The sequence below is a fragment of the Actinophytocola sp. genome, assembly GCF_045807065.1.
In the GTDB taxonomy this organism is placed as follows: domain Bacteria; phylum Actinomycetota; class Actinomycetes; order Mycobacteriales; family Pseudonocardiaceae; genus Actinophytocola.
On record NZ_JBJMIE010000035.1, the window covers coordinates 1 to 5463 of the forward strand.

Below are 5463 nucleotides of genomic sequence, written 5' to 3' on the forward strand. Positions count from 1 at the left end.
CGTGACCGCCACGACGGCGACCAGAGCCCCGGCCACCAACGTCCGCCGCACTCGCCCACCGCCTCGTCAGCCCGCCGACGCAACCGAGGTTACACAGCGGCGAAATCGGCGAATTGCCGGACGAGGACGTCGATGGCCCACGTGTGCCATCGCGCCGACCACAGTCGTCAACCAGCAGGCGGTGAGTATCCGGGCTGAACACGGCGAGCGCGATGTCCGCGGCCTCCTCCGCCCGCACGCCGCCACGTAACGGGGTCTTGCCGGCGCCGCGGCGAACGACCGCTGCGCCGTAGTGGCCTGTCTGTCAGTTCGAGGACGCCAGCGGCACGGCCACGCGTTTGGTGAGCATGTCAGTGATCACCCGGCTGTCGTGTGTCTGAGCACGGACGATCTTGTCGACGAGGTTGCGGACGACACCGACCCCGGCGTGCTCGGCGGCGTAGCGTGCCATCGGCAGGCCTCCCTGGTGGTGGCGCAGCATCAACTGCAGGAAGTACACGTGGCCGTCCGCCATGTCGGGCATCCAGGTCATGCGCTTTCCGGACTCCAGGTACCCGGGACGTGCTCACAGGTTCAGCCACCCGGTCATCATGCCGAACTGCGCCTGCAGCCCACCTTCGATGTCGAACGCGCGCGATCGTCCGCAACCGCCTCAAACGCATCCAGTACCGACCCGACCTCCTCAACGGCTTCCTCGCCCAGACCAGCCTCACTCTCGTACCAGAACCATCTTTTGACAAGCTGAGACGTGGTCAGGTGACAGCCCCAGACATCGGGTACTGGATCCTGGTGCCGGACGACAACGACCGGGATCGCGGTCGCGACCGTGCCCGTCCGCGCGTCACCCCGGCTGGGACTCGGGTTCCTCGTCCTGAATAGACGCCCCATTTCGCCATTTGAGCTTTACCTCGAACTGTCCCTGGATTCCGGTGCGGGCGATGATCGCGCCGGCCTCGGCGTCGAGCTTGATGCCGAACTTCAGCTCCACCTCGTCGGGGGTCCTGGACATCGCGGTGAACTGTGCCAGCGCGGCCGCGGCCGCGTCGCGGACCTCGCCGAGGGTCCGCTCGAATGTGGTGCGTGCCTCTCGCAGCACCCCACTCGCTCGGCCCGCGTGCGCCACGCCTGGCGGGGTCTCGATCTCGACCAGTACCGAGCCCCCGCTCGCCAGCGGGAACCGGACGGGTTCCGAGTTCGTCACCGAACACCTCTCTCTCGTCCGCGTGCCGCGGTCATCCCTGCTCACCGGAGCCGTTCGCCGCAGGCGCCGCAGAAGTCTGAGCCCGCCGGCCAGTTCTTGTGGCAGGTCGGGCAGGACACTTCCGGATCGAGCACGGCGGGTGTTGGCGCGCTCGCGGGCGCCGCGTCGGGACTCATGCTCGACACCACCGACCCCATGGCCGCCGAGAGCAGGTCGACCGCTCGCACGTCCTGCTTGATCCGCACCACGCCGTCCGCTGGCTCACCGACCACTTCGACCAACCGCAGTAGCCGCGTGAGCACCTTGTCGTTGCCCAGCCTGGTGGCCAGTGCGACCGCGTGGCCCCATTCGGCAGTTGCCGCGGCGGTGTCGCTGCGGTCGTGCGCGTCACACCCGCGCATGATCGCCTTGCCCAGCTCGGTCTGCTTCGTGTGGTGTGCCACCTTCGGATCGATGATGCTGGACAGCGTCAGGTCCTGTGTCCAGTGCCCGAGGACCAGCGCGGGGGCGCACGGGTTCTCGAACTCGGTTGCCCCCGGCCGGCGCAGGCGCAGGTCGACGCGGGCAAGCCGGATGTCCTGGTCGAGTTCGGCATCGGCCGGGTCTACCCGCAGGCGGAGGTGGAACTCCCGCTGTTCCGCCCCCCACGATCCGGTGGCGAAGGCGATGCCGCGCGGTCCGTCCGCGTCACCCTCCAGTTGGGACTCGGTGGGGAAGGTCTGGCGCAGGAAGTCCACCTCGGCCAACGAGGTGGTGCTGACCGTGATCCGCACCTCCGGGAAGAGCTTGTCCATGGCCGCCTGGACCATGGCCTCGAACTCGTCGGCCAGCGCGTTCAGCTCCCGCGCGGCGTCGGCGGAGCCGTGCAGTGCTTCGGCGATCCGCAGCAGCTCGCGCGGCTCCCAGTCCTCCCCGATCCCCCGCGAGTCGCAGGTGAACACTGGTGCGCAGGCCCTCAGCTCGTGCTCCAGCACGTCCATGCCCTGGTTGTTGCGGCCGTCGGTGAGCAGCGTGACATGCCGCACGGCGGCGGGACGCGCATCGAGCAGCTGACGGGCGAGCCGCAACCACTCGCCGATCGCGGTGGCGCCGTTGGCACGCACCTCCGCGACCGCGCTCTTGGCCGCCAACCGAGTTTCCGGCGTGACCACCACCAGTTCAGGGGTTTCGGGGTACACCATTCGCGCGCGCTCGTTGCCCTGCACGACGGCGAAGTGCGTGCCATCACGGAGGACGTCGATCGCGGTGCGGGTCGCACGCTGCGCCGCGGCGAGCTTGGTGGGCGGGTAGTACATGGAACCGGAGCAGTCGATGGTGATCACCTCCGCGAGTTCCGGCACGCCATCCTCAGCCGCCGCGCCGCCGGCGGTCACTACGAGCACCGCGTCCATTTCTTCGTCCTCTATGGACAGATACTTGTTCTGGCTGACCTCGACGCTGAAGCCGTGCTCTCCGGTCATGGCGTACTCCCCCGGGTCATCGGAAGGTGATGGGGCGGCACTGGTTGGCGAGGTCGACCAGGTCGGCGTGGTCGGCTCTGGTCCCGGCCTGCCGGGCGAGTGCGCGGTAGGAACGCGACAGTCGCCACCTCGGCTCGGCTTGGTCGGCCGGATCCCCCTCGCGTGTGGCCAGCAGGACGCCGAGCTCGGCCTCCCCGAGGAGCGTCTCGAACCGGGTCCGCGCCTCACCGATCGGCGCCCCACCGTCCAGGTGCAGCTGTGACATCCGTTTCTCGGCGGCCGCCAGGTCGTCCGGCGACGGCCGGCGGCCAGCACCCAGGTTCCCGGTGAGCACCCGCACGGCCGCGATCCGGGCGGCGTCGAAGTGCCGGGACACCGCGGGTGTCTCGTCCAGCGATCGCACCGCCCCGGCGCGGTCGCCGTATGCCAGCCGTATCCGCGCGAGGCCGAACACGGCGCTCACCACGGACCGGTCCCGCCGCCACACCGCCTCGTAGTACGGCTCGGCCCGGTCGGGACGGCCGCGGTGATCCGCGCAGAACGCCAGCGCGACCTTCGGCGCGTCCTCACCGGGCAGCGCGTCGTACACGGCGTCGAACGCGTTCTCAGCCGCCGGCACGTCGTCCGCCGCGAGCGCGAGCAGGCCGTCGTACCACCGCAGCCGCCAGTCGTGCTCCTCGTCGAGCAGTTCCCGGGCCCGTCTTAAGGCCCGCGCCGCCGCGTCGAGATCGGGTGCGGTGAGGGCGGCGCGGCACCGGGCCAGCGCCGCCTCCACCGTGTCCAGGCCCGCAGTCTCGAGCTGGTCGAGCAACCGGGTGGCGTCGTCCGCGGCCGCGGCGGCGAGGAAGTCGGCGGCGGGGTCGTCCAGGGACACCAGCGGCGCGGGTAGCGCGGTCGCCGCGGCCCTCGGCGCGGGCAGCCCGGCGTCGAGCACGGCGTCGGTCAGGGGCTCGTCGTCGGGCCGCTCCGTCCACCGCCTCAGTGGCGGCACCGCGCCGAGACCGCCGTCGAGCAGCGCCGCGGTCGGCGCGAACCGGGCTGACCGCGCCGGGCGGGCCGTCCCGTCACGCAGCGACGCGATCTCCCGCAGCACTCCGCGCAGCTGTTCGGCCATGTCGGCGGCCGAGGCGAACCGGCGGACTGGGTCGGGGTGCCGGGCCCGGTCGCAGACCCGGCGGAACGACTCGACGCCGACCGCGAGCCGGCGCTGCTCCGCCGCGCCGCCGTGCTGGCCGGACCGGTCGCTCGTGGCCAGGTAGAGCCGGTGCAGGGTCTCGCCGGCGGTGTACAGGTCGGACCGCACGGTGAGGCCGTGGACGGCGACCTCGGCGTCCGGGACCTGGAAGCCCTGCGTGCCGATCATCTTGCTGTCCCGGTCGCCGATCGGGCGCACGCCGCCCAGATCGATCAGCTTGACCCGGTTGTCACGCTCACCGTGGCGGCCGGAGCGCAGCATGACGTTGTCCGGCTTGAGGTCGCAGTACAGCAGCCCGCGCTCATGCAGGTAGTCGAGGGCGGCGAGGATCTGCAGTCCGGACATGATCACGTGCTCGACGCGCAGCGGCTCACCCAGCGGCAGCGCGCCGTGTCTGGACCGCTCGGCGACGATGCTGAGCGCCAGGCCGTCGACGTACTCCATCACGATGTAGGCGCGGGGCAAGCCGGTGTGGGCGTCGGGGTGGGTGACGAAGTTGAAGATCCGCACGATGTTCGGGTGGTCGAGGGTGGTCAGAGCCTGCCGCTCGACCCTGGCCAGGTCGGCGTCGGCGAGGTCGATCAGTCCTTTGAGGACCACCGGGTTATCGTCCAGATGGGTGTCGTAAGCGAGGTAGATCCAGCCCAGGCCACCTCGGGCGAGACACCCCTTGACCCGGTACTGGTCGGCGACGAGCACGCCCTCGTCGAGGCTCGGCAGGAACGAGAACGGTGTGCCGCACGCCAGGCAGAAGCCCGCGTCCGTCGGGGGGAGCGCGGGCCGGTCCGGGCAGTCGGGGTTGGCGCAGCGGCGGACGCGGTCGGGCGCCCGGGGGTGGTCGAGGATGCGGCTGGACGGGTCGGGGAAGTCGAAGACCGGGAACGTCAACGCGGCGCTCCCCCGGGACCGCCGGCTACCGCTGCTCGTGCTCGCCGCCGCGGTCGATCCCGGCTCGGGCAGCCGACCACACCGGTCGCAGTAGCCGGTCTCGTCGATCCTGCCGGCGCAGCCACGCCTGGTGCACGCAGTCATCGTCATTCCCGCTCCCCCTTCGCCAGCTCCCGGCGCACCGCGTCCTGGTAGGCCCACACGGCGTCGTGGAAGGCGGTCACGTCGGCGGGCTCGGCCAGCAGGTCGAGCGCGGTCTGGTAGAGGACCGTCAGACCGAGGTGCTCGGCCAGCCCGCCCACCGCCGCTCTGACCTTCGTCGCTTCCAACAACCCGCGGTCGGCCGAGATGGCATCGGCACGCCGCCGCGCCGACACCTGCTCCCGCTGTTTCCGCTCCGCCCGGGCGATGCGCCGCTCCAAGTCCGGCAGTTTCTCGGCGACCTCGGTGGAGTTCTCGGCCATCGCCTGACGCAGGAGCTTCAACACCCTCGACAGTTCGGGCACGAGGTCGGACTTGTGTCGCTGCCCGGCCTCGACAAGTGCCTCGATCCGCGCCACGCACGCCGCCACGCGACTCGTGACCGCGCCAGCGGCCAGCGCCCTGGCCTTCGCCAGGCTGGCGGAGTCGTCGTGGTGGAAGCCGAGCACGAGCCGCGCCCCGCTCTCGACCAGCGGCGCGAACACGTCTCCCAGCAGGGCGTCCGGCTCGTCGGCCTC

5 protein-coding genes are annotated in these 5463 nt (G+C 71.1%); all 5 read right to left on the reverse strand.

Annotated elements, in window-relative coordinates; genetic code table 11:
* Positions 1-304: 304 nt before the first annotated feature.
* Entirely contained in the window at positions 305-532 is a 228-nt protein-coding gene (locus ACJ73U_RS01995; RefSeq protein WP_407775750.1) for a DUF305 domain-containing protein, read from the reverse strand.
* A 309-nt stretch (positions 533-841) separates the two neighbouring features.
* Entirely contained in the window at positions 842-1201 is a 360-nt protein-coding gene (locus ACJ73U_RS02000; RefSeq protein WP_407775751.1) for a CU044_2847 family protein, read from the reverse strand.
* Between the two features lie 41 nt (positions 1202-1242).
* Entirely contained in the window at positions 1243-2661 is a 1419-nt protein-coding gene (locus ACJ73U_RS02005; RefSeq protein ID WP_407775752.1) for a VWA domain-containing protein, read from the reverse strand.
* 16 nt (positions 2662-2677) lie between these two features.
* On the reverse strand, positions 2678-4894 hold the full coding sequence (locus ACJ73U_RS02010) for a tetratricopeptide repeat protein (RefSeq protein WP_407775753.1): 2217 nt from the start codon (positions 4892-4894) through the stop codon (positions 2678-2680).
* Positions 4891-5463: hypothetical protein (locus ACJ73U_RS02015; protein WP_407775754.1), on the reverse strand; the 573-nt coding region annotated here is incomplete at its 5' end. The genes ACJ73U_RS02015 and ACJ73U_RS02010, both read right to left, overlap by 4 nt.

Excerpts from the sequence above, each read along its gene's own strand:
- ACJ73U_RS01995 (WP_407775750.1), bottom strand. The coding sequence starts at position 532 with ATGACCTGGATGCCCGACATGGCGGACGGCCACGTGTACTTCCTGCAG.
- ACJ73U_RS02005 (WP_407775752.1), bottom strand. The coding sequence starts at position 2,661 with ATGACCGGAGAGCACGGCTTCAGCGTCGAGGTCAGCCAGAACAAGTAT.
- ACJ73U_RS02010 (WP_407775753.1), bottom strand. The coding sequence starts at position 4,894 with ATGACGATGACTGCGTGCACCAGGCGTGGCTGCGCCGGCAGGATCGAC.